Annotated in this window: 18 protein-coding genes; 10 read left to right on the top strand and 8 right to left on the bottom strand. The window is 61.1% G+C overall.

From position 1 onward, the window contains the following. Nucleotides 1-72 precede the first annotated feature (72 nt). The 3 genes from ACOYXG_RS10770 to ACOYXG_RS10760 form a co-directional block, all read right to left on the bottom strand. On the bottom strand, nt 73-1,353 hold the full coding sequence (locus tag ACOYXG_RS10770) for an HAAAP family serine/threonine permease (protein WP_027613177.1): 1,281 nt from the start codon (nt 1,351-1,353) through the stop codon (nt 73-75). Nucleotides 1,354-1,605: 252 nt separating this feature from the next. Continuing rightward, nucleotides 1,606-1,776 carry a hypothetical protein gene (locus ACOYXG_RS10765; protein ID WP_171061925.1) on the bottom strand — a complete coding sequence of 57 codons (171 nt, stop codon included), beginning with the start codon at nt 1,774-1,776 and terminating at the stop codon, nt 1,606-1,608. A gap of 49 nt (nt 1,777-1,825) precedes the next feature. Beyond that, nucleotides 1,826-2,206 carry a hypothetical protein gene (locus ACOYXG_RS10760; RefSeq protein WP_460357589.1) on the bottom strand — a complete coding sequence of 127 codons (381 nt, stop codon included), beginning with the start codon at nt 2,204-2,206 and terminating at the stop codon, nt 1,826-1,828. A 44-nt stretch (nt 2,207-2,250) separates the two neighbouring features. Between ACOYXG_RS10760 and ACOYXG_RS10755 the strand changes: the two genes are divergently transcribed. From ACOYXG_RS10755 to ACOYXG_RS10735, 5 genes are all read left to right on the top strand, one after another. Further along, the gene (locus ACOYXG_RS10755; protein ID WP_103367856.1) at nt 2,251-2,634 is read left to right on the top strand and encodes a tautomerase family protein; all 384 of its coding nucleotides are present in this window, start codon (nt 2,251-2,253) and stop codon (nt 2,632-2,634) included. 206 nt (nt 2,635-2,840) lie between these two features. Beyond that, nucleotides 2,841-3,365: a cysteine hydrolase family protein gene (locus tag ACOYXG_RS10750; RefSeq protein WP_460357586.1), complete on the top strand. Its 525-nt coding sequence runs from the start codon at nt 2,841-2,843 to the stop codon at nt 3,363-3,365. Nucleotides 3,366-3,504: 139 nt separating this feature from the next. Further along, nucleotides 3,505-4,473 carry a 2-hydroxyacid dehydrogenase gene (locus tag ACOYXG_RS10745; RefSeq protein ID WP_460357584.1) on the top strand — a complete coding sequence of 323 codons (969 nt, stop codon included), beginning with the start codon at nt 3,505-3,507 and terminating at the stop codon, nt 4,471-4,473. 156 nt (nt 4,474-4,629) lie between these two features. Then, nucleotides 4,630-5,697, top strand: coding sequence for a phosphotransferase family protein (locus ACOYXG_RS10740; protein ID WP_460357581.1), 1,068 nt, complete (start codon nt 4,630-4,632; stop codon nt 5,695-5,697). Nucleotides 5,698-5,719: 22 nt separating this feature from the next. Then, nucleotides 5,720-6,487, top strand: coding sequence for an SDR family oxidoreductase (locus ACOYXG_RS10735; protein ID WP_007965755.1), 768 nt, complete (start codon nt 5,720-5,722; stop codon nt 6,485-6,487). 1,077 nt (nt 6,488-7,564) lie between these two features. Here ACOYXG_RS10735 and ACOYXG_RS10730 read toward each other — a convergent pair. From ACOYXG_RS10730 to ACOYXG_RS10710, 5 genes are all read right to left on the bottom strand, one after another. Continuing rightward, nucleotides 7,565-7,822, bottom strand: coding sequence for a DUF1652 domain-containing protein (locus ACOYXG_RS10730; RefSeq protein WP_096795930.1), 258 nt, complete (start codon nt 7,820-7,822; stop codon nt 7,565-7,567). Between the two features lie 135 nt (nt 7,823-7,957). Continuing rightward, nucleotides 7,958-9,454, bottom strand: coding sequence for a helix-turn-helix transcriptional regulator (locus tag ACOYXG_RS10725; RefSeq protein ID WP_096795929.1), 1,497 nt, complete (start codon nt 9,452-9,454; stop codon nt 7,958-7,960). A gap of 181 nt (nt 9,455-9,635) precedes the next feature. Continuing rightward, a complete protein-coding gene (locus ACOYXG_RS10720) occupies nt 9,636-10,529 on the bottom strand; it encodes a LysR substrate-binding domain-containing protein (protein WP_460357576.1) in 894 nt (297 codons plus the stop codon). A gap of 5 nt (nt 10,530-10,534) precedes the next feature. After that, a complete protein-coding gene (locus ACOYXG_RS10715; protein ID WP_460357573.1) occupies nt 10,535-12,748 on the bottom strand; it encodes a xanthine dehydrogenase family protein molybdopterin-binding subunit in 2,214 nt (737 codons plus the stop codon). Next, nucleotides 12,748-13,212, bottom strand: coding sequence for a (2Fe-2S)-binding protein (locus tag ACOYXG_RS10710; protein ID WP_183782805.1), 465 nt, complete (start codon nt 13,210-13,212; stop codon nt 12,748-12,750). Before ACOYXG_RS10710 ends, ACOYXG_RS10715 begins: the two co-directional genes overlap by 1 nt. A gap of 118 nt (nt 13,213-13,330) precedes the next feature. On the opposite strand from ACOYXG_RS10710, the gene ACOYXG_RS10705 reads away from it, so the two are divergent. The 5 genes from ACOYXG_RS10705 (at nt 13,331) to ACOYXG_RS10685 (ending at nt 18,636) form a co-directional block, all read left to right on the top strand. Beyond that, entirely contained in the window at nt 13,331-14,221 is an 891-nt protein-coding gene (locus tag ACOYXG_RS10705) for a LysR substrate-binding domain-containing protein (protein ID WP_460357570.1), read from the top strand. A 333-nt stretch (nt 14,222-14,554) separates the two neighbouring features. Further along, on the top strand, nt 14,555-15,484 hold the full coding sequence (locus ACOYXG_RS10700) for an amidohydrolase family protein (protein ID WP_007965237.1): 930 nt from the start codon (nt 14,555-14,557) through the stop codon (nt 15,482-15,484). 4 nt (nt 15,485-15,488) lie between these two features. Continuing rightward, nucleotides 15,489-16,394 carry an amidohydrolase family protein gene (locus ACOYXG_RS10695; protein WP_003224037.1) on the top strand — a complete coding sequence of 302 codons (906 nt, stop codon included), beginning with the start codon at nt 15,489-15,491 and terminating at the stop codon, nt 16,392-16,394. A gap of 242 nt (nt 16,395-16,636) precedes the next feature. Then, nucleotides 16,637-18,022 carry a UbiD family decarboxylase gene (locus tag ACOYXG_RS10690; RefSeq protein WP_460357567.1) on the top strand — a complete coding sequence of 462 codons (1,386 nt, stop codon included), beginning with the start codon at nt 16,637-16,639 and terminating at the stop codon, nt 18,020-18,022. An 11-nt stretch (nt 18,023-18,033) separates the two neighbouring features. Then, nucleotides 18,034-18,636: a UbiX family flavin prenyltransferase gene (locus ACOYXG_RS10685; RefSeq protein WP_460358422.1), complete on the top strand. Its 603-nt coding sequence runs from the start codon at nt 18,034-18,036 to the stop codon at nt 18,634-18,636. Nucleotides 18,637-18,684: the final 48 nt, after the last annotated feature.

Here is an 18,684-nt window from a genome sequence, read left to right as displayed (position 1 = left end):
CTCCAGACGAAAAAAAGCCGCTGTGCGTATCACGCACAGCGGCCACTGTAGCTGAGTCTCTGGCGCTTTGGCTTACGCCGTCAGCGAATAAATCACCGCCGAAATGGCCACCAGACCGACCAGGGTAACGAATACGTTCGACGCCTGACCGCGATAGCGCGCCATCGCCGGTACTTTACGAATCGCGTACATCGGCATCAGGAACAGGATCGCCGCAATCACCGGACCGCCGACGGCCTCGATCATCCCGAGAATGCTCGGGTTCAGGGTTGCAACGATCCAGCACACCACCAGCATGAACGCCGCCACGATACGATCCAGCGCTTTGGCGCCCGGACGCTTGCCGCTCTTGACGATCAGGCCCTTGAGGCCTTCGCTGGCACCGATATAGTGGCCGAGGAACGACTTGGAAATCGCCACAAAGGCAATCAACGGCGCCGCAAAAGCGATGGCCGGATTGCTGAAGTGGTTGGCCAGGTACGACAGGATCGACAGATTCTGCGCCTTGGCTTCGGCCAGTTGTTCCGGCGACAGGGTCAGCACGCAACTGAAGACGAAGAACAGCACCATCACCACCATCAGCAGGTGGGCGCGGCAGAGGATCTGCGAGCTGCGCTGCTCCGCATTGGCACCGTAACGACGCTTCTGATCCACCGCGAAGGCCGAGATGATCGGCGAGTGGTTGAACGAGAACACCATCACCGGAATCGCCAGCCACAGTGTGTGCAGCAGTGCCGACGGTGCCGGCACTTGCGAAGCGGTGGTGAGAATGCCGCCATTCCAGTGCGGAATCAGATACACCGCGAGGAACAGCAACGCGACGATGAACGGATACACCATCAGGCTCATCGCCTTGACGATCGCCTGCTCGCCGCAACGCACCACGGCCAGCAGGCCGAGGATCAGCACGAACGACAGCAGCGCGCGCGGTGGCGGCGTGATGTGCAGTTGGTGTTCGAGGAAGCTGGCGACCGTGTTGGTCAGGCCGACACTGTAGATAAGCAGGATCGGGAAGATGGCGAAGAAGTACAGCAGGGTGATCAGCGCGCCGGCCTTGATGCCGAAATGCTGCTCGACCACCTCGGTGATATCGGCGCCTTCGCGACCGGAGAGCACGAAGCGGGTCAGGCCGCGATGAGCGAAGAATGTCATCGGGAAGGCCAGCAGCGCGAGGATCACCAGCGGCCAGAAGCCACCCAGACCCGCGTTGATCGGCAAAAACAGGGTACCGGCGCCAATGGCCGTCCCGAACAGTCCCAACATCCACGTGGTGTCATGGCGATTCCAGCTCGACAGTTCAGCTGGTGCTGCCGCTTCATAGCGTGCGTCGACGCTATTGGCCTGATCATTCATCCGGTCGGATCTCCGCATTCCGGTCACTTGCCACTCGGTCAGGACGCGTCGGAAAAAACCGACAGACATGCTCCGGCCGAAACAGGGGCGCGATTCTCCGCGATAAATGAGCAGAAGCAAAGACTTAGCTGAGGAATGGTTGTACGGAGCAGATCAGCGGGTTGTCGTTTTCGGGAAATTGGCTGTCGGCTCCGGATACGTGAGATGTCGTTTTCCGGCAAGTTTCAATGTAATACGAGCGGGAAGACTGGATCAGATCGATCGAGCCAGCATGAATCCGAGTGACATGCAAAACAGGCCGAACACCAGCATTCCCCAGATTGGGTACATATCGCCCTTGTTTTTGATGCGCATTCTTTCAACGTCCTCATCGTATTCTCGATCTGCCCGTTCAATCATGGCCTGACGGTCAAATGTACTCATGGTGATTTCCTTTTTTAGAGAGGGGTCTGAATGGTACAAACGCGAACACTTAAAACTTGAGTGAAAGTCCTACTACGGCTGCTGTTGCGGTCAACACCCCAGTGACTACCGCAAACGGATAAAAATACGTATCCCACCTCAACTTCTTTTCTTCCGCTATAAGCTTTTTTCTCTCGGCCGCCAGTTTCCGTATTTCACTCATTATCCTTTCGAGTTCCAGGTGTTCTCGATTGTTTTGAAGCATTTGCCTTCCTTGGCTGTTGGTAGTCACTGCCCAAGCTACTTTGTGCCCCCATGATTTCGCGTTCATCACCATTCCGGTAGCAGACGCATCCGCCAAATTCGTAGGCAAAATCCGCGAAAAACGTAGGTAGCCTCGTACAAAAACAGCGGCGAGCTCCTCACCCCACACTTTCAATCTGGCCGACATGTTCTAGCGTGAGACAAGTCCCCTACCCAACGGAGTCTCTGCCCATGCCCCTCGTCCGCGTCGAAATCAAAAAACACTCTGACCCCACCTTCGCCAAACGCATCGGCGAGCAGATCTACGCCGCCATGCGCAGCACCATCAATGTGCCGGAGCACGACAACTTCCAGATTCTCAACGAGCACGACGGCGAGCATTTCATCTTCGACCCGCAGTACCTGGGCATCCAGCGCAGCGATCGGTTGGTGATCATCCAGATCACCCTCAATGAAGGTCGGACGCTGGAGCAGAAAAAAGCCCTGTACCAGACCATCGCGCACAGCCTGAACACCCAACTGGGCATTCGCATGGAAGACGTGTTCATCAATCTGGTGGAAGTCAAAAAGGAGAATTGGTCGTTCGGCAACGGCATCGCTCAATACGCCAGTTGACAGCCCTTCGCCGCCGCCAGCATGATCGGCGGCATGAACGTTCGCCCGCTGCACCTCACCCGTACCACCACGACCACCACCGGCGGGTCGTGGTGTTGCTGCCTGAGGTGAATCCAGCGCAGTGAACCCAAGGCCCCGCCAGCAATGGACGGGGCCTTGTTGTTTCTCCCGTCCGTGCGCTTTTGCAGCCCTCAAGGAGAAACTTCATGTCCGCAGCATTGTTGATCATCGATATGCAGGTCGGTCTGTTCCATGGCCCGGAAAAACCCCATGACGGGGAGCGCGTGCTCGCCAACATCCAGCAGCTGATCCGCCAGGCACGCCAGCAACACGTGCCGATCTACGCCGTACGCCACACCGGCCCGGCAGGCTCGCCGATTGCCGCCGGCAGCCCCTTCTGGCAATTGCTGCCGGAACTCGATCTGAATGCCAAGTCCGACCATGTGTTCGACAAATCCAGACCCAACGCATTCCACGGCACGAATCTGGCGCAGCAGCTCAACGCTGCGCAGATCGACGACCTTTACCTGGTCGGCATGAAGACCCAGTTCTGCATCGACGCCACCTGCCGCGCCGCTGCCGATCAGGGCTTCAAACCGTTGCTGGTGGCCGACGCCCACACTTGCATGGACACCCCGGCATTACCCGCCCACATCATCATTGAGCACCATAACGCCACCCTCGGCGGAGCATTTGCACGGCTGATCAACAGCGCCGACGTGAGCTTCTGACGAAGCGCCCGCGCGCTCCCCGTTTCAGCTCCTACACTGGCTGAAGCGGGGCTGCGGCCACCATTGCCAAACCGCTCTGGAATCAGCACTCTGACACGACTTTCGCGACCACACCGTCATAGATCACAGGAGCCGCGCAATGCCCGCCACCGTTCTGGTACTGGTTGAAACCATCAATGACTATTTGCCGATTCTCGAGCATCAGGGTTTTCACCTGATCCTCGCACCAACCCCTGCCGAACGTGCGCAAGCCATCGCCAGCCACGGCGCACGGATCGACGCGGTGCTGACCCGTGGCCCGCTGGGACTGACCGCTGAGGAAATCGCCGCCCTGCCGGCGCTGAAAATCATCACCGTGATCGGCGCCGGCTATGAACACGTTGACCTGCAGGCTGCCAGCGATCGCGGGATCACCGTGACCAATGGTGCCGGGGTCAACGCCTCGTCGGTGGCCGATCATGCGATGGCGATGCTGTTGGCGCTGGTGCGCGACATTCCGCGCTGCGACGCGGCGGTGCGCCGGGGTGAATGGCCGAAGATCATGCGCCCGTCGCTGGCCAATAAACGCCTGGGGATTCTCGGCCTGGGCGCGGTGGGCATGGCGATTGCCAAGCGTGCTCACCTCGGTTTCGACATGCAGATCAGTTATCACAACCGTCAACTGCGCAGTGATGTGCCCTATGCGTTCTGCTCGACGCCAACCGAACTGGCGCGGGCCTCGGACTTTCTGATCGTCGCCACGCCGGGCGGGATTGGCACCCAGCATCTGGTGACTCGCCCGGTGCTCGACGCCCTTGGCCCGAACGGTTTCATCGTCAACATCGCGCGGGCCAGTGTGATCGCCACAGCGGATCTAATCACTGCCCTTGAGCAACGACGGATTGCCGGGGCTGCGCTGGACGTGTTCGATCACGAACCGCAGGTGCCGGATGCGCTGAAAACCCTGAGCAACGTGATTCTCACGCCACACGTCGCCGGCCTGTCACCCGAGGCCACCCAAGGCACGGTGGAACTGGTGGGAAAAAACCTCGTGGCGTTCTTCTCCGGGCAACCGGTGCTGACGCCCATCGCCCTGCCCCCCAGGCTCAACAACCAGCGCGTGCATTGAAAAAAGCCGGCAGCGCCCTGCTGCCGTACCTATTCGAAACGCTGATTATCCTGCAACACGCTAACCTATAAGACCGCTGCGCGCTTGTGGCCGCCCGAGTGCGCCATTAGATTAGCCAATGATGTCTGGCCTCCAAAATAAGCAGAAGGGATAAGCATGGCGCTTACTGACCAGTCCACCCGGATCCGCTCTGGCGAAGAACTCGATGCCAGCCTGATCGATCCGTATCTCAAGGCGCACATTCCGGGCCTGACCGGCACCCCGCAGATCAGCCAGTTTCCTGGCGGTGCGTCAAACCTGACTTACCTTCTGGAGTACCCGCAGCAGGAGTTCGTGCTGCGCCGGCCGCCGTTCGGCCACAAGGCCAAATCCGCCCACGACATGGGCCGCGAATTCCGCATCCTCAATCAACTGCGCGATGGTTTCCCCTACTGCCCGAAAGCCTACGTGCACTGCACCGACGAGTCAGTGATCGGCGCCGAGTTCTATGTGATGGAACGGGTCAAGGGCATCATCCTGCGCTCCGACCTGCCACCAGAACTGGGCCTCGATGCAGCGAAAACCGAAGCGCTGTGCAAGAGCTTCATCGACCGTTTCGTCGAACTGCACCGGGTTGACTACAACGCCTGCGGCCTCGGCGATCTGGGCAAACCTGAAGGCTATGTCGCCCGCCAGATCAAAGGCTGGAGCGAACGTTACGAAAAAGCCCTGACCCCGGATGCGCCGCACTGGGAGAAAGTCAAAGCCTGGCTCAACGACAAGATGCCGGCCGACCATCCGACCTCGAGCATCGTCCACAACGACTATCGCTTCGACAACGTGATCCTCGACCCGGACAACCCGATGCAGATCATCGGCGTGCTTGACTGGGAACTGACTACCCTCGGCGATCCGCTGATGGATCTGGGCAACACCCTCGCCTACTGGATTCAGGCCGATGATCCGGCACCGGTGCAACTGATGCGCCGCCAGCCAAGCCACGCCCCGGGCATGCTGACCCGCCGCGAATTCGTCGATTACTACGCCGAACGCTCGGGCATCCAGATCGACAATTTCGACTTCTACTACACCTACGGCCTGTTCCGTCTGGCCGGCATCGTGCAGCAGATCTACTACCGCTTCTACCACGGCCAGACTCAGGACAAACGCTTCGCGCAGTTCATTCACATGAACAAACTGCTGGAGCACATGAGCCTGCAGGTCATTGCGAAATCGAGCCTCTGACGGCCCACACCAAGGAACCTTTATGTCCAAGACTCAGTTGTTCGACCTCGACGGCAAAATCGCATTCGTCTCCGGCGCCAGCCGTGGCATCGGCGAAGCCATCGCCAAACTGTTGGCCCAGCAAGGCGCCCACGTGATCGTCTCGAGCCGCAAGCTCGAAGGCTGCCAGCACGTCGCCGACGCGATCATCGCCGCCGGCGGCAAGGCCACCGCCGTGGCTTGCCACATTGGTGAAATGGAACAGATCAGCCAGGTCTTCGCCGGGATCAAGGAACAGTTCGGTCGCCTCGATATTCTGGTGAACAACGCGGCGACCAACCCGCAGTTCTGCAACGTGCTGGACACCGATCTGGGTGCGTTCCAGAAGACTGTCGACGTGAACATCCGTGGCTACTTCTTCATGTCGGTGGAAGCCGGCAAGCTGATGCGCGAAAACGGTGGCGGCAGCATCATCAATGTCGCCTCGATCAACGGGATTTCACCGGGCGTGTTCCAGGGCATCTACTCGGTGACCAAGGCCGCCGTGATCAACATGACCAAAGTCTTCGCCAAGGAATGTGCGCAATTCGGCATCCGCTGCAACGCCTTGCTGCCGGGCCTGACCGACACCAAATTCGCTTCGGCCTTGGTGAAGAATGACGCGATCCTCAAGCAGGCGCTGACGCAGATCCCGCTCAAGCGCGTGGCCGATCCGAGTGAAATGGCCGGGGCGGTGCTGTATCTGGCAAGTGATGCATCGAGCTACACCACCGGGGTTTCGCTGAATGTGGATGGTGGGTTCCTGTCCTGATCTCTCTGACAACCCTGTGGGAGCGGGCTTGCTCGCGAAGTCGGAGTGTCAGGCAGCATTGCCTTGAATGACACACCGCATTCGCGAGCAAGCCCGCTCCCACAGGGGTTATCCGTAAGACAGTGACTTTGGGTAATGGCCTGACAAAGTGCACCGGCAAGCACCCCTACAGCACTACTGCGTGACACACCGGGTGGTGGTGATATGCCGAGTGACCTGCTCGTCAACATACATATCGCCCGACACCTGAGTGTTTTCCAGGGTCTGACAGGTACGCACCGGCGGTGGTGGCGGTGCAGCAGGAGGCGGTGGCGGAGGACTGGCGCAGCCGCTCAATAGCGCGACAGAGAAAGCCAGCGACAACGGCAGATACACGCGTTTCCCAGGATTATTCATAGGACGACCCGCGATGAATGGAAGAGCCACTTCCGCTATCGCGCACGAATACCGCGGATGACGGAAGACCTGACCACTCATTCTTTATAGCCGACTACCCTGCAAGCGCCAGTGAAATGGAGGGGGATAAGGGAATTGGCTGTCGATTTTGCGGGGAGTAAATCTGTGTGGGAGGGGTACATCAACAAGAATTTTTTTGACTGGAAGGCCGCCATCGCTGGCAAGCCAGCTCCCACAGGGGTTGAGTATTCCTGACTGAAATGGGTCGGCTGTCAGGCCGCCATCGCCAGCAGGCTGACTCCTGCAATTCAGAGAGCGAGCCCCCCATGCGGCGAAGCCGCCCCACTCAACACAATGAGCGTTAGCTCGAGTACCGCTTTTGATCTGAGGGCCCGTCGGCAGGCTGAGTGGAGGGATTTATCCGGGGGTGGGAGCGCAGCGACCGTTTGGCGCAGCCAAACACAGCGAGAGGAGGTGCAGCGAAGCAAACCGTAGGCGCTGCCCCCCGGATGAATCCCGCAGCGAAGGAACCCGAGCCCAGGCGAGGGCCGAACGTCAGGGTAAAGCCTTTTTGGTTACTTTTTCGGCGTCTGGAAAAAGTGACCCGCCGTAAGGGCGGAACCCTAAGTGGCCGTTACCGCAGCAACGGATATACACCCAAAACAAACCAACACCAAAACCCTAGGCCATATCCGGATCCCGAGCAGCCCGCAAAGAATTGCTCTCCAACTCATACCGCAACTCATCCACCAGCGCCGCCACCGACTCAGGCGTACGCAACGCATTGAGCTTCAACCCACTGATCACCAGATCCACCTGCCCCGAATCCGGGTGATACAACTTCACCGTCAGCGAATGATCCCCATCCACTGAACACTCGCACGCCAATGGCGAAAAACTCTGTTCGAGGCTGGCGCGCAACTGCGCAAGATTCATCATGGAGCCTGTTCCTTTAGCTGTTTCGAAGGGAGACGATCCCAAGCCAAACAGGCTCGTATCGCACCCCAACAGACTAAGAACTGCCCTATCTCACCAGAACCTGCATTTGCACCGCATCAGCTAGTGCATTTGCACCTACCGCTGACCCTTCGCGCCGCGCTCGCCAGAAAACAGACCACGTTCCCGCGCCCAGACAATCGCCTCGCTGCGGCTGTGTACATCAAGCTTGGAATACACGGTCGCCACATGATTGCGCACCGTATTCGGTGCGAGCTTCAGGCGGGCGGCGATCTCCTTGTCAGCCAGGCCTTCGCAGATCAGCCCCAGCACGTCGCGCTCACGCGCCGTCAGGTCAGTGAACGACACGCTCGGCAGTTGCGGCGAGTTGACCTTCTTCACATTGGCCAGTTTTTCGATCAGCGTCCGGCTGAACCACGAAGCGTCTTTCATCACCTCTTCAATCGCCGCCACCAGCTCCAGCTCGGTGCGCTTGCGTTCGGTGATGTCCATCAGCACCAGCAGATAGCACGGCGTGTCCTGAATATTCACGGTGTCGGCAGACACCGCGCACTCCAGCAGATCCGCGTCCTTCTTGCGCACCCGCACATCGACCCGATCCACTCGTCCGCTTTTCGCCAAGGCGGTCAGCAGTCGGGTCCGCGCACCATCGTCGTCAATGAAATTCAGCTGCGTCACGGTTTTGCCGACGACGTCGTCACTCTCGTACGCCAGGGTGTCGAGGAACGCCTGATTGACATCGATCACCTGCTGTTCGTCGGCGGTACAGATCAGAATCGGCACCGGAGTCAGGCGGAACGCCTTGGCAAAGCGCTCTTCACTCTGACGCAGCGCGACTTCGGCCTTGTGGCGCAGCTCCATGTCGACGAAGGAAAACAGCATGCAATCCTCATCATTGAGCACTAGAGGCTGCCCGGCGACGATCACTTGCTTGCTGCCGCCATCGGGCAGGCGCAGTTGAGCCTGCATCTGCGGAATGGTCGCCACATCGCGCAGGCGCTGGATCGCCAGATCCTTTTTTTCGGCCTGTTCGAAGATGTCGATTTCATAGGCCGAGGTGCCGATCACCTGCTCGCGGGTGTAACCGGTCATCTCCAGAAACCCCGGATTGACCTTGATGTAGCGCAAATCGCTGAGGCGGCAGATCACCGCCGGCGCCGGGTTGGCATTGAAGGTCTTTTCGAAGCGCTGCTCGGCGTTGGCCCAATCGGTGACGTCGCTCATGATCAGCACCAGTGACTCCGGCTGCCCTTCGCGATCAGTCAGGATCATGCTGCGCACGCTGTGCACCCAGACGTGTTCGGGATCATTCACGGCTGACACTTCGATCAGCACGTCGTTAAAGGCTTCGCAGCGTGCAGCGCGGCTGATCGGGTAGTGTTCCGGGGGCACCGTATGATTGTTGCGATAGCGCAGGCTGAAGCGCTTGGCATACTCATCGGCATTAGTGCCCAGCTCACCGATCCGGCTGACACCGTGCATCGCCAGCGCCGCCTCATTGGCCCAAAGGATGCTCTGATCGAGCTCCAGCAGAATCACCCCGTCGGACAGCCCGGCGATGATCTGCTGCAGCTGGCGACGGTTGGTTTCAGTGGTCAGGACTTCCTGGCTCATTGGATCTCCACAGGGAATTCGCGTGTGAAGATTACGACCGCAGGCGTTCGTGATCGTGCCGAACTCTTCAACAACACCACAAATCCCTGTAGGAGTGAGCCTGCTCGCGATAGCGGTCTGTCAGCCACATCAACGCTGACTGACACACTGCTATCGCGAGCAGGCTCACTCCTACAGGGGATCAATGGTGATCTGAGGTTTCCACCAACTCCCGCAACGTATCGAGAAACAGCTTGAGCACCGGCGAGGCATCATCCGCCCGGTAAGTCGCATACAACGGCACCTCCGGCAGCGCCGGTGTCAGCTTGCGAAACACCAGCCCTGCCGGCGCCAACTGCTCGATAGAAGCAGGCAACAGCGCCACCCCGAAACCGGCGCGCACCAGACTGAGCAAGGTCTGCACCTCGATCACCTGCTGGCGGATCTGCGGGGTGAATCCGGCCTGAATGCAGCACTGATAAAGGAAGTTGGCGAACCGCGACTGCTTCAGTTCCAGCGCGACAAACGGCTCCTGCGCCAGATCTGCCGGCGCCAATATCTCGCGGCTGGCCAGCGGATGATCGGCCGGCATCACCACATGAATCGGCTCGTAGATCAACAACTCGTTGCGCAGCAACGGATCGTCATAACCCACGCGAAACACGCAGGCATCGATACGTTTTTCCTTCAACGCCTTGACCTGCGCCGCCGGGGTCATTTCATGCAGGCGCCAGTTCACCTGCGGATAGCGCTCGCGAAACAGGTGCAGGGCCTTGGGTAGCACGCCGACCATCACCGAGCTGATCATGCCGATTTCCAGCTCGCCAAGCTGCCCGCGCCCGGTCTGGCGCGTCAGGTCCAGCGCCCGTTCAAGTTGTTCGAACACCAGCGGTGCCTGCTCCTTGAGCATCTGCCCCGCCGCTGTCAGTTCGACCCGGTGGTGACTGCGCTCGAACAACGGCGTGCCCAGCTCCTCCTCCAGCAGGCGAATCTGCTGGCTCAGCGGCGGCTGGCAGATGTGCAAACGCTCCGCCGCCCGACCGAAATGCAGCTCATCGGCCAGGGCCATGAAATACCGCAGCAGACGCAGGTCCATGGCGCTTACCCCAGACTCAGCGGCGTTGAGCGCTGGCGCACGCCGGTCAGCGCAAACAAGGCGTTGGCAATCGCCGGCGCCACCGACGGACTGCCCAACTCGCCTACGCCACCGGGCTTGCCCGGCTCGCCATCCAGCACCACGATGTCGGTGGCCGGCATGTCCGACATGCGGGTCACGCGGTAGTCGTGGAAATTGCTCTGCACCACCCTGCCCTGTTGAATGTCGAGGCGATCAAACAACGCATGGCCCAAGCCCCACATCAGGCCGCCGTAGATCTGCTCCTCGACCCCGCCGGGCGAAACCGCCAGACCGCAATCGACAACGCAGGTCAGCTTCTCCACTTTCGGCTTGCCATCGACCATCGCGACCCGCGCCACCACCGCAATAAAACTGCTGTAACCCTGATGGGTCGCAATGCCCAACGCAGTGCCGGGCGGTAACGGCTGGCCCCATCCGGCGCGTTCGGCAGCCTGTTTCAGCACCGCCACATGCCGTGGCCGCTCCTGCATGTTGGCCAGACGGAACGCCAGCGGATCCGCGCCTGCCGCATGGGCCAGTTCGTCCATGAAACTCTCGACGGCAAACACATTGGGAATAAAGCTCACCGAGCGATACCAGCCGCTGGGCACATGGCTTTCGTGCTTGACCCAGTTCAGATCCAGATGCGGCGGACGGTAGGCGAAGTCCCACGCGGTGATCGCTTCGGTGGTGCTGTAATCCATGTGATCCGGGCGTTCGAAATAGCCCGGCTCCCACTGCTCCGGCGAGGCCGGTGACACCGCGTGCAGTTGCAGTGCGTTGAGTTTGCCTTGGGCATCCAGCGCGCCTCTGACCCGGTGCAGCGTCGCCGGGTGATTGAATAGTGCGTGCATTTCGTCTTCGCGGCTGTTGAGCAACTTCACCGGCACACCCGTCTGTTGCGCCAGATAAGCCACTTCGAACAACCAGTATTTGGCCTCCCGCGCGCCGAAGCTGCCGCCGGACACCAGTTCATTGATGGTGACCTTGTCCTTGGCAATGCTGCATACGGTTTGCGCCGCTTCCAGCGCCGACGACGGCACCTGCACGCCGCCCCAATAGGTGATCGCCTTGTCCTGCACGTGTGCGGTGATGCAGATCGGTTCCAGCGGGTTCTGCACCTTGTACGGCATGCGGTAATCGGCTTCGATCAGTTGCGCCGCGTGCGGCCATTGCGCGCCGACATCGCCATGCGTCATGGCTTTGATGGTTTGGCTGTTCGGGTCGGAAATAGCGGCCGCTTGGGCCTTGGCCAGTTCCGCGCTGTCGAACCCGGCCAGCGGCGAATCGCTCCATTTGATCTCCAGCACTTTGCGCCCCTGCTGCGCCGCCCAGAACGTGTCGGCCAGCACCGCGACGCCTTCCAGATTGCCGCCGAGCACGTCCGGGCGCCCGGGGACTGCAAGCACCTGGCGCACGCCCGGCACCTGCAATGCCGCCGCCGAATTCACGCTGACGACTTTCGCCCCGACCACCGGCGCCCGCTGAATCACTGCCACCAGCATCCCCGGCAACTGCACGTCGATGCTGTACTTGAAGCGCCCGCAGACCTTGGCCGTGGCATCGCGCTTGTGCCGCAGTTTGCCGATGTATTTGAACTGCGTCGGATCCTTCAGCGTGACACTGGCCGGCGCCGGCAAATGCGCCGCCACGCCGACCAGTTCGCCGTAGCTGAGGCTGCGTTTGCTGGGCAGATGAACCACCCGACCTTCTTCGGTGCTGCAGCTGTCGGGGCTGACTTTCCATTGCTGCGCTGCCGCCGCGATCAGCAGCGCCCGCGCCGTGGCCCCGGCCATGCGCAAGCGTTCGTATTCCAGCGAAACACTGGTGCTGCCGCCGGTGGAGAAGACTTTCCAGACCGGGTGAATGTAGGTCTCGAAGAACGGATCTTCCGGGGTGATCACCTGCACGGTCATCGGGTCCACATCCAGCTCCTCGGCCACACACGCAGCCAGTGCGGTTTGCGTGCCGGTGCCAGAATCGTGTTTGTGCACCACCAGTTTCACTGTGCCGTCGGGGAAGATCCGCACCCAGGCGTTGGGCTCGAATTCGGTGGCCGGCGCCGGAGCTTTCGGGTCGCTGGCGGCGCTGCCGGAGGGCAGATACAAGGCAATCGCCAGGCCCGAAGCCACCGTCGCCGCTTGCTTGAGAAAGACCCGGCGTGACGGTTCGAGCAAGGTGTCGTCGCGCAGGCTCATCACGCCTCCTTCGGCGCGTTCGCCGCGCGCTTGATCGCTTTGTTGATCCGCGCGTAAGTGCCGCAACGGCAGATATTCCCCGACATCGCATTGCGGATCGAATCGTCAGTCACCGCCGCGCCGGTGTTGAGCAGCGCGGCGGCGGACATGATCTGCCCGGATTGACAGTAGCCGCATTGCGGCACATCTTCGGCGACCCAGGCCAGTTGCAGCGGATGACTCTCGCTCGGCGACAAGCCTTCGATGGTGGTGATGCTGTGGCCCGCGACGGCGGCCAGCGGCAACTGGCAGGAACGCACCGCGACACCGTCCAGATGCACGGTGCAGGCGCCGCACAGGCCCATGCCGCAGCCGAATTTGGTGCCGGTGAGTTTCAGTTGATCACGCAGTACCCATAACAAGGGCATGGAGGGGGACGCCTCATCCAGCTCGCGTCGTTCGCCGTTAACCGTGAATGCGATCATTGTCAGGCTCCAAAAGAGCGGCCCGTCTTTGTGCGGGCCTGGTGACCGATTATTGGAAGCCCACGCAACACGCGGCCAGCGACGATTTCTGCCAACCGGTGTAAGCAGGACTAACAACATGTACAAGCGATACCCGTCGGTGCAGTCCATGAGCGCGTTCATCCAAGCGGCGCGCAGCGGCAGTTTTTCCAGCGCGGCGCGCAAGCTCGACCTGACCCACAGTGCGATCAGCCAGCAGATTCGCGCACTGGAAGATTTCATCGGTCAGCCGTTGTTCGTACGTGAGGGCGGCGGCAGCAACCTCACCGATGCCGGGCAGTTGTTTGCCAGCGTGCTGGCGGACGGACTGGCGCAGATCGACCGGGCCCTGTCCTCGGTGAAAAACCGCAGCGTGGCGCAGCGCCTGACCCTGGACGTCGACAGTGAACTGGCGCAGAGCTGGCTCAATCCACGCCTGCCGGATTTGCTCGACGGACTGCCGGATTACGAGGTGACGCTGCTGTCGATGCCGCGCAGTGATCGCAGCACGTTTGAGCGGGTCGATCTGGCGTTGCGTTACGGCTATGGCGATTGGGATGACTGCGAGATGACGCAGATCTGCGGCGACCGGGTGCTGGCGGTGGCTTCACCGGCGCTGCTTGAGCGCTATGGTTTGCAGTTGCCGCTGAGCCCGGCGCAGATTCTTGAATTGCCGCTGTTGGGCTATACGCGGCGCTCGTGGATACCGTGGCTGGATGCGGCCGGAATGCCCCCGGTAGAGCCAGCGGCGCGGGTGATTTTCGATAATGCAGCGAACCTGATTGCGGCGGCTGAAGCCGGGGTTGGTGCCGGGCTGGTACGCGGCTTACTCGCCGCCGATGCGTTGCGCAATGGGCGGCTGGTGGCGTTGAACGAGGCGCAGATTGCTGCGCATTACAACCTGTATGCGGTTTGGCCGCATGGGCAGGCCGAGCGGGTGGCGCCGGTGGTTGAGGTGATCCGGCAGTTGGCTTTGCGTACGCAACACTGACGCCTTCGCGAGCAGGCTCGCTCCCACAGTTTGACCGCATTTCTCCAGCTGGAATGCATTCCCCCCTGTGGGAGCGAGCCTGCTCGCGAAGGGGTCGGCACAACCACCACAAAAACCAAAACCATATCGCCCAAGTATCACCACCGCGCCCAATTAATATTGTACGAACCCCTCCGCCCTTTCCAATACTCGCCCTCAGCAACCACCCACCCGGGCCGGATGCGAACAGGCGAGGGAATGCGCGAGTGCTGCGCATAGAAATGGCCGATAGCCCGGGGCGTGGATGCCGAGAGCCGCAAGGCTCCCTTCCCCGCTATCAGGAGATCGACTTCAATGATCATCGATATCAGCTGCTATCCCACGGATCTCGTGGACCTCGCCTGGAGGCATGACGGTGACCCGTTCACCGGCGAGCGTTTGCTGGAGATGATGGATGGCCCGTACATGGTCAACGGCAAACCTCGCCGGATCGACAAAGCCTTCATCCAGCCGCCGCAGGGCAACACCATTTATACCTGGACCGACGGCGAACTCTCGGGCCGTGAATCCATCGACGCCTACATGGCCTACACCCTGAAAATGGTGCAGACCTACCCCGATCGTTTCATCGGCTGCTTCGTCTACAACCCGCGCTGCGGCGTGGAAAACGGCGTCGAGGCGATCGAGCGCTACGTCAAGGAGCACGGTTTCAAGATGGTGCAGATGCAGGCCAACATGCACGCCTACCGGCCTGATCGTGCATTGGACTGGGTGCGCCCGTGCTTCGAGAAGTGCGCCGAGCTGGGTATTCCGGTCAAGCTGCACACCGGTGACGGGCCGTACAGCATCCCGTCGGAATGGGTGCCGATGATCAAGGAATTCCCCAACGTGAATTTCATCATGGCCCACTTCGGCGTGCAGACCGGCGGGGTCTACGTATTCGAACCGATGCAATGGGCGATGGAACTGCCCAACGTCTATTGCGAATCCGGCTGGTGCCTGCAATCGCGGATCGTCGAGTTCGCCAAGGTCTTGCCGACGCACAAGATCCTGTTCGGCACCGACACCCCGCCGAACGAACCGGGCATGTGGCTGCGCCTGCTCGAAGTGTTGTGCCACGAGCCGCCGCAAGGCCTGAACCTCGACGAAGACACCCTCGAAGAATATCTGGGCAACAACACCGCGCGGATGATCGGCCTCGAACCGACCCCGCCGCCGCGTTCCGTTTCCGAAGCAGAGGCGCAACTCAAGCGTCCCGTCACCACGCAACTGGCCAGGAGCTGAACCGATGATCATCGACACCCATCTGCACCCCACCAATCTGGTCGACGAAGCCTGGCGCCACACCGGCGAACCGTTCACCGGCGAGCGCATGCTCAAACTGATGGACGGCCCGTACATGATCAACGGCAAACCGCGCCGCATCGACATGGGTTTCATCCAGCCGCCACCGGGCAACACCGGTTATCGCGACGGTAACCGCCGTGGCCGCGAGGGCGTGCGTGACTACATGTCGTACGTCGCCGAACTCTGTGTGAAGTACCCGGATCGCTTCATCGGCAACTTCAACTTCAACCCGCGCTGGGGACCGGAAAACGGTGCGGCGGAGCTGGAATTCCACATCAAGGAATACGGCTTCAAGATGCTCAAGCTGCACGCCAACATGCACGGCTATCGCCCGGACCGGGCACTCGACTGGTTGCGCCCGGCAATGAAAGTCTGCGCCAAGTACAACATCGTGGTGCTGATCCATACCGGCGACGGCCCGTACACCATTCCGACGATGTTCTACCCGATCATCCGTGAGTTCCCGATGGTCAATTTCATCATCGGCCACTTCGGCATCCAGACCGGCGGCAACTACTCGTTCGAGGCGTTCTGGATGGCGATGGACACGCCGAACGTGTACTGCGAATCGGGTTGGTGCTTCCAGTCGCGGATCGTCGAGTTCGCCAAGGAACTGCCGCGCAACAAGATTGTGTTCGGCACCGACTCGCCGCCGAACGAACCGGGCATGTGGCTGCGCGAGCTGGAGGTGTTGTGCTCGCCGGCACCGCAGGGCTTGGGCATCGATGAGGATCATCTCGAAGACTACCTGGGCAACAACATCGCCCGGTTGTGCGGGATCGAGCCGACGCCACCGCCGAAGGATCTGGTTGAGGCGGATATTCGCCTGACCACCACGTACTTGTAGCCACACACAATCCATGTGGGAGCGGGCTTGCTCGCGAAAGCGGTGCGTCATTCAACAATGAAGGTGGCTGATCCACCGCATTCGCGAGCAAGCCCGCTCCCACATTGGGGCCGTGTTACGACAGTTACACAGCGACTTTACAGGCACGAAGATGACCCGGCGTTCCCTCGACCGGCAGGCCAACGGCTGCTCGATCGAACGCCCTCTCACCCCTGCGTGCCTGCTTTTTACGAGGTGAAACCATGACCCGTTCGACGCTCGGCGATTCTCAGGATTTTCACGTGTTCATCGACGCCTATCGCCGTGAGTACCCGGACGATGTGCTGACCATCAGCCAACCCGTTTCTGCCGATCAGGATATCACCGCCCTGGTCGATGCCCTCGCCGCACAGGGTCGCGATCCGTTGCTGATCTGCGAAAACGTCGGCGGCCTCAAGGTACCGGTGGCGACCAATCTGTTCGCCTCCCGCACCCGCATTGCCCGGTTGTTCGGTGTCACCCCGGCACAACTGCACGAAACCTTCCAGCGCCGCGCCAACCAGCCCATCGCCCCGCGCTACGTGGAAAGCGGCCCGGTGCTCGATGAAGTGTTCGAAGGCGAAGCCGTGGATCTGGCGCTGCTGCCGATGCTCAAGCACTTCGACAGCGATCGCGGGCCGTACATCACCAACGCGATCATCATCGCCGAGGACCCGCTGACCGGCATCGCCAACATGAGCTACCACCGCTCGATGCGCCACGCTCGCCAGTCCCTGGCGACCAGCCTGCACTCGCGCGGACACCTTTGGCGGATGCTGCAGACCGCCCGTGAGCGCGGCGAAGAATTGCGCGTGGCGATGGTGGTCGGCGCGCATCCGCTGTTCATGCTCGCGGCGGCAGCGCGTTTGCCCTACGGCAGCGATGAACGTGCCGTCGCCGGCGGCTTGTTCGGCGCGCCGTTGGAACTGGTCAAGACCCCGCGCTACGGCATTGGCGTCCCGGCATACGCCGAGTTCGTCCTCGAAGGCGCCATCTACCCGACGGCCTACGCCGAGGAAGGCCCGTTCGGCGAGTTCAGCGGTTACTCCTCGGATCGTTCGACCAACAACGTGCTGCGCGTCGACACCCTGTTGCGGCGCAAGGACGCCTGGCTGGTGGACGTGATGGGCGGCCGCTACGCCGAGCATCTGACCCTCGCCCGGCTGCCGCGCGAAGCGGAAATGAGCGAGAAGCTAAAGGCGCGTTTCCCCGCCGTCACCGCCGTGCATTACCCGAACTCCGGCACGCATTTTCATTGCTACGTGGCACTGGATCAGAGCCGCGACGGTGAGGCGCGGCAAATCATGCTGGCCCTGCTCGGCTGGGATCCTTATCTGAAAAGCGTGATCGCGGTGGACAGCGATATCGACATTACTGACGACAGCCAAGTGTTGTGGGCGCTGGCCACGCATTTCCAGCCGCATCTGGATCTGTTCATGATCGACGGCTTGCCCGGCAGCCCGCTGGATCCGTCGTCCTCGGTCAACGGCACCACTTCGCGCATGGGCCTGGACGCCACCCGTGGCTCGGGCTTCGACGGGATCAAGGCGCAGCTCGATCAGGACGTGCTCGAACGTGCCCGGCAACTGCTCAAAGGGCTGGCATCGTGAACCGCCAGCGGATGGTGGTGGGCATCAGTGGCGCGTCCGGCTTCATCTACGGCGTGCGCCTGCTGCAATTGCTCGCCGAACTGGACATCGAAAGCCACCTGATCATCAGCCGCGCCGCGCTGCTGACCATGGCCCATGAAACCGACTACAAACTGGCCGAGGTCACCGCACTCGCCAGCCACTACCACCGCGCCGATGACGTCGCGGCCGGGATCGCCAGCGGTTCGTTTCGCTGCCTGGGCATGGTGGTCGCGCCGTGTTCGATGCGCACCCTGGCGGAGATCGCCACCGGCACCTCCTCCGGGCTGATCGGCCGCGCCGCCGACGTCACCCTCAAAGAACGCCGCACGCTGGTGCTGATGGCCCGCGAAACCCCGCTGACCCTCGCCCACCTGCGCAACATGACTGCCGTGACCGAGATGGGCGGAATCATCGCCCCGCCGGTGCCGGCGTTCTACGCCCGGCCCGAAAGCCTGGCGCAGATGGTCGATCACAGCCTCGGCAGAGTGCTCGACCTGTTCGGCCTCGATGCCGGCGTTGCCACCCGCTGGAAAGAACACAAATCCCCCTGTAGGAGTGAGCCTGCTCGCGATGGCGGAATGTCTGTGAAGTAATTCTCAGCTGACATACCGCCATCGCGAGCAGGCTCACTCCTACAAAAA

The sequence above is a fragment of the Pseudomonas sp. G3-39 genome (assembly GCF_054790485.1).
The sequence above is the reverse complement of the archived record's forward strand: the minus strand, read 5'-3'. Positions and strand labels throughout refer to the sequence as shown.

Coding starts and splice junctions, on each gene's coding strand:
- ACOYXG_RS10770 (WP_027613177.1), bottom strand. CDS start 1,353: ATGAATGATCAGGCCAATAGCGTCGACGCACGCTATGAAGCGGCAGCA.
- ACOYXG_RS10765 (WP_171061925.1), bottom strand. CDS start 1,776: ATGAGTACATTTGACCGTCAGGCCATGATTGAACGGGCAGATCGAGAA.
- ACOYXG_RS10760 (WP_460357589.1), bottom strand. CDS start 2,206: ATGTCGGCCAGATTGAAAGTGTGGGGTGAGGAGCTCGCCGCTGTTTTT.
- ACOYXG_RS10755 (WP_103367856.1), top strand. CDS start 2,251: ATGCCCCTCGTCCGCGTCGAAATCAAAAAACACTCTGACCCCACCTTC.
- ACOYXG_RS10750 (WP_460357586.1), top strand. CDS start 2,841: ATGTCCGCAGCATTGTTGATCATCGATATGCAGGTCGGTCTGTTCCAT.
- ACOYXG_RS10745 (WP_460357584.1), top strand. CDS start 3,505: ATGCCCGCCACCGTTCTGGTACTGGTTGAAACCATCAATGACTATTTG.
- ACOYXG_RS10740 (WP_460357581.1), top strand. CDS start 4,630: ATGGCGCTTACTGACCAGTCCACCCGGATCCGCTCTGGCGAAGAACTC.
- ACOYXG_RS10735 (WP_007965755.1), top strand. CDS start 5,720: ATGTCCAAGACTCAGTTGTTCGACCTCGACGGCAAAATCGCATTCGTC.
- ACOYXG_RS10730 (WP_096795930.1), bottom strand. CDS start 7,822: ATGATGAATCTTGCGCAGTTGCGCGCCAGCCTCGAACAGAGTTTTTCG.
- ACOYXG_RS10725 (WP_096795929.1), bottom strand. CDS start 9,454: ATGAGCCAGGAAGTCCTGACCACTGAAACCAACCGTCGCCAGCTGCAG.
- ACOYXG_RS10720 (WP_460357576.1), bottom strand. CDS start 10,529: ATGGACCTGCGTCTGCTGCGGTATTTCATGGCCCTGGCCGATGAGCTG.
- ACOYXG_RS10715 (WP_460357573.1), bottom strand. CDS start 12,748: ATGAGCCTGCGCGACGACACCTTGCTCGAACCGTCACGCCGGGTCTTT.
- ACOYXG_RS10710 (WP_183782805.1), bottom strand. CDS start 13,212: ATGATCGCATTCACGGTTAACGGCGAACGACGCGAGCTGGATGAGGCG.
- ACOYXG_RS10705 (WP_460357570.1), top strand. CDS start 13,331: ATGTACAAGCGATACCCGTCGGTGCAGTCCATGAGCGCGTTCATCCAA.
- ACOYXG_RS10700 (WP_007965237.1), top strand. CDS start 14,555: ATGATCATCGATATCAGCTGCTATCCCACGGATCTCGTGGACCTCGCC.
- ACOYXG_RS10695 (WP_003224037.1), top strand. CDS start 15,489: ATGATCATCGACACCCATCTGCACCCCACCAATCTGGTCGACGAAGCC.
- ACOYXG_RS10690 (WP_460357567.1), top strand. CDS start 16,637: ATGACCCGTTCGACGCTCGGCGATTCTCAGGATTTTCACGTGTTCATC.
- ACOYXG_RS10685 (WP_460358422.1), top strand. CDS start 18,034: ATGGTGGTGGGCATCAGTGGCGCGTCCGGCTTCATCTACGGCGTGCGC.